Source organism: Nocardiopsis halotolerans DSM 44410 (assembly GCF_000341065.1).
Lineage (GTDB): Bacteria > Actinomycetota > Actinomycetes > Streptosporangiales > Streptosporangiaceae > Nocardiopsis > Nocardiopsis halotolerans.
Map to the genome: position 1 here is coordinate 1 of NZ_ANAX01000001.1, position 4,000 is coordinate 4,000.

A 4,000-nucleotide genomic window follows, 5' to 3' on the forward strand; every position below is an offset into this window, starting at 1 on the left:
AGACGCTCGGGGCGACCAGCCTGAACGTCACGGCGAACCAGCCGCAGCCCACCAGTGCCGCCAACACCAGCACACTCCCCACACACCGGCCCCACCCGACCCGGCGGCGCACGTTGTCGAAGACCACCACCGCCGCGGGAACCGCACCGGCCATGCCCACCAGCTGGGCGGCCTGGAGCACCCGCAACACGGCTGGAGGCACGTCCTGGAAACCCGCGATCATGCTGATGGCCACGGCCCAGCCGACCGCCGCCGCCACGGCCACCCCCATGGCGATCCGGGTCAGGACCCGGGCCAGGCGTCCGGCCCGCTCCCGCCCGGGCCGCGACAGACGCCACCGCACCACGGCGCCGACCGGCCAGGACAGGACGGCCACCACCAGGACCGTCATCGACAGGGCCAGCACGGGCAGCGCCACCGTGACCGAACGCGGGGGGTCGGCCCGGAGCAGGGTGAACGCCGCGCCGTAGCCGAGAGCGCTGACCCGGTCGTCCTCCACCCGCGCGGTCAGGAGCCGCTGGCCCCCGACCTCACGCCAGACCCAGGGCTGGACCTCCTCGTAGGCGGTGGGCCGTCCGGTCTCGGGACCGGGCACCACGAGGATGGTTCCGTCCGACCGGGCCGTCACCATGGTTCCGCCCAGGGCGTTGACGACCGACATGAAGTTGCTGTGTACCGTCCGGGAGCTGACGTAGGTGCCCGCCACCGTCTCGGCGCGGTCCCGCGACGACTGCTCGGGCACCGGTTCACCGTCGGAGGAAGGGGTCTCCTCCCGCTCCTCGGCGGGGAAGTAGCGGTCGGCGAAGCCGGACGTCACCGCCTCGCGCAGGCGGAGGGAGGAGGTCGCCTCGCGCCCGCCGCTGTTGAGGGTCACGAAGACGCCCGCGCCGTCCTCCGGATAGATCTGCATGTGGGTGTGGAAGAACCGGGTGTCACCCCCGTGGCCGAGGATCCTGTGCCCGTTGCGGTCCTCCTCGAAGAACCCCAGGGCCATCCTGGGCCCCTCGGCCATGTTGCCCAGGGTTTCCTCGTCCAGCGCGGGCTCGTGCATGAGGGCGAGGGTGTCCGGTTCCAGCAGCGCGGGGCCGTCGGTTCCCTCGGTGTTCAGGTGGGCGAGCATGAAGCGGGCCATGTCGGTGGCCGTGGCGGACAGGGCCCCGGCCGGAGCGCCCCCGACGGTCTCGAAGTCCCGGGGTCCGCCGTCGTCGGTCGTGTAGCCCTCGGAGAGGGAGTCCCGCAGATCGTCGGGGAGGGGCTGGCGGACGCTGGAGGAGTCCATCCGGATCGGTGCGAGCACGTTCTCGTCGACGTAGTCCTCGAAGGGGGTCTGACTGACCCGTTCGACGACGTACCCCGCCAACGCGTACCCGTAGTTGGAGTAGGCGGGGACCGTGCCGGGCCGGTAGACCTGCTCCGGCGGATCGTCGGTGACGTGTTCACGCAGGTCCGGGTCGGTGCCCTCGGGCTGGATCATCCCCTCGAACCTCTCCTCGAACCCCGCCGTGTGCGTGAGCAGGTGGCGCAGGGTGACGGCCTCGTCGAAGGAGGTCTCCAGGGTGAAGTCGAGGTACTCGTTGACGTCGGCGTCCAGGTCCAGGTCCCCCGCCTCGACCAGCTGCATCACCGCGGTGGCGGTGAAGGGCTTGGTCACCGACCCCACCCGGAAGAGGGTCCCGTCGGGATCGACGGGCAGCGGAACGATGTCGCCGGCCGCGGTCTCGCCGTACTCGTGACCCACTCCGGTGTCGGAGTAGCCGTAGCCGCGGGAGGTGAGGATCTCACCGTCGTGGACGACGCTCACGGCGGCTCCCGCGATCCCGGCCGTCTCCAGGGAGGCGGGAACGAGCCCGTCGAGCCAGGCGTTGACGTCCTCCTCGGTCAGTTCACCGGCGGCGCCGGGAGCGGGGACCGGGGGCGCGGGGGCGGTGCCGGGCATGGGGGCGGCGCAGCCGCTCACGAACGCGAGGACGGCGCCGACGGCGGCGAGCACCCTGAGGGCCGGTCGACGCGCTCGGTCCGGTGACCTCGGACAGCGACGGGGGATCGCGTCGGTGCTGTTCACCAGTGTTCTCCTGCTTTCTCGGGGGCGCTGGGGGGTCGACCGGTGTCCGTACGCCCACCCGGTGTCGCCGGATCCAACGCCGCGGAACCGGGCGACGGGGGCGTCGGTGACCGACCGACGGCCTGGGGGAGGAAGCCGGGCCCAACCGTAGTGGACGGGTCCGTCCTTCGCGGGAGAAAACCCTTCGCCGATGCCCGAACCGGGGCATAGGGTGCAGGCTATGACCGCCCCCTCCTCCCTCCGCCTCGCGGAGATCACCCCCGACAACGTCGTCACCGCCTGCGGTGTCCGGGTCCGCGAGGACCAGAACCGGTTCGTCGCCCCCGTGGAACGCTCCCTGGCCGAGGCCTACGCCGCCCGGGAGACCGCGTGGCCCCGGCTGATCATGGACGGCGACGAGGCCGTCGGCTTCGTCATGGCCAACTTCGCTCCCGAGGAGCCCGAACCGGACTTCCGGTGCGGTGTCTGGCGCCTCAACATCGCCGAGGGCAGACAGGGGAGGGGATACGGCGGGTTCGCCGTCCGGGCCGTGTGCGAGGAGGCCCGCCGCCGGGGCGAGGACCGCGTCACCGTGCTGTGGGTGCGGGGCGAGGGCGGGTCGGAGGAGTTCTCCCTCCGGCTCGGCTTCCGGGCCACCGGACGGGTGCTGGGCGGCGAGACGGTCGGCGAGCTGCTCCTGGACTGACCCGCGTTCCGCGGGCACGGGTGCCGCGGCCGGGGGCGCGGCGCGCCCCCGGCGGACGTTCCCTCAGTGGCCCCGGTCGATCCACTCCTGGAGGTGCGGGGCCTCGGCGCCGATCGTGGTGGACGGGCCGTGCCCGGTGTTGACCACCGTGTCCTCCGGCAGGGGCAGCAGACGGTCGCGGATGGACTCCACGATCGTCGGGAAGTCCGAGTAGGACCGTCCCGTCGCTCCGGGGCCGCCCTGGAACAGCGTGTCCCCGCTGAACAGCACACCCAGCTCGGGTGCGTACAGGCACACCGCGCCGGGAGCGTGTCCCGGGGTGTGCAGCACGGTCAGCTCGGTTCCGGCGATCTTGACGGTCTGTCCCTGGGACAGTTCGGCGTCGGGCGCCCGGTCGGGGTGGGTCATGTCCCACAGCACCCGGTCGGCCGGATGCAACAGGATGGGCGCCCCCGTGGCCTCGGCGAGCGCCGGGGCGGCGTTGACGTGGTCGTTGTGCCCGTGCGTGCACACCACCGCCACCAGTTCGCGGTCGCCCACCGCGCCGATGATCGCGTTCGCGTCGTGCGCCGCGTCGATCACCAGGACCTGGTCGCGGTCGCCCACCAGCCAGACGTTGTTGTCGACCTCCCACTCCCCGCCGTCCAGGGCGAAGGTTCCCGACGTGGTCAGGTGTTCCACACGCGCGCCGCTCACAGGATCACCACCGAGCGCAGGACGTCGCCGCGTTCCATGCTGGCGAAGGCCTCCTCGACCTCGTCCAGGCCGATCGTCTCGGTGACGAAGCCGTCCAGGTCCAAACGCCCCTGGAGGTACAGGTCGACGAGCATGGGAAAGTCACGCGAGGGCAGGCAGTCCCCGTACCAGGAGGACTTCAGCGCTCCGCCGCGGCCGAACACCTCCAGAAGCGGCAGGTCCAGGCGCATCTCCGGCGTGGGCACGCCCACCAGCACGACGGTGCCCGCCAGGTCGCGGGCGTAGAAGGCCTGCTCGTAGGTCCTGGGCACCCCCACCGCGTCGATGACCACGTCGGCGCCGAAACCCCCGGTCAGGTCGCGGATGGTCTCGACCGGGTCGGTGTAGGAGGCGTTGACGGTGTGGGTGGCGCCGAAACCGCGGGCCCATTCGAGCTTGCGGTCCTGTAGGTCCACGGCGATGATCCGGTTGGCCCCGGCCAGGCGCGCACCGGCGACCGCCGCGCTGCCCACGCCGCCGCAGCCGATGACGGCCACCGCGTCCCCCAGCCCCACACC

Annotated in this window: 4 protein-coding genes; 1 reads left to right on the forward strand and 3 read right to left on the reverse strand. The window is 72.3% G+C overall.

Annotated features, from left to right (window positions below; all coding sequences use genetic code 11):
- A partial coding sequence (locus D455_RS28720; protein WP_083922073.1) for a serine hydrolase occupies positions 1-2,062 on the reverse strand: 2,062 nt, incomplete at its 3' end.
- A 220-nt stretch (positions 2,063-2,282) separates the two neighbouring features.
- Between D455_RS28720 and D455_RS0100010 the strand changes: the two genes are divergently transcribed.
- Complete coding sequence (locus D455_RS0100010; protein WP_017568707.1) at positions 2,283-2,747, forward strand: GNAT family N-acetyltransferase; 465 nt, start codon at positions 2,283-2,285, stop codon at positions 2,745-2,747.
- Positions 2,748-2,810: 63 nt separating this feature from the next.
- On the opposite strand, the gene D455_RS0100015 is transcribed toward D455_RS0100010, so the two are convergent.
- Both D455_RS0100015 and D455_RS0100020 read right to left on the reverse strand, forming a co-directional pair.
- Positions 2,811-3,443: an MBL fold metallo-hydrolase gene (locus D455_RS0100015; protein ID WP_017568708.1), complete on the reverse strand. Its 633-nt coding sequence runs from the start codon at positions 3,441-3,443 to the stop codon at positions 2,811-2,813.
- On the reverse strand, positions 3,440-4,000 hold a 561-nt coding region (locus tag D455_RS0100020; protein WP_017568709.1), incomplete at its 5' end, for a zinc-binding dehydrogenase. The genes D455_RS0100015 and D455_RS0100020, both read right to left, overlap by 4 nt.

Excerpts from the sequence above, each read along its gene's own strand:
- D455_RS0100010 (WP_017568707.1), top strand. The coding sequence starts at position 2,283 with ATGACCGCCCCCTCCTCCCTCCGCCTCGCGGAGATCACCCCCGACAAC.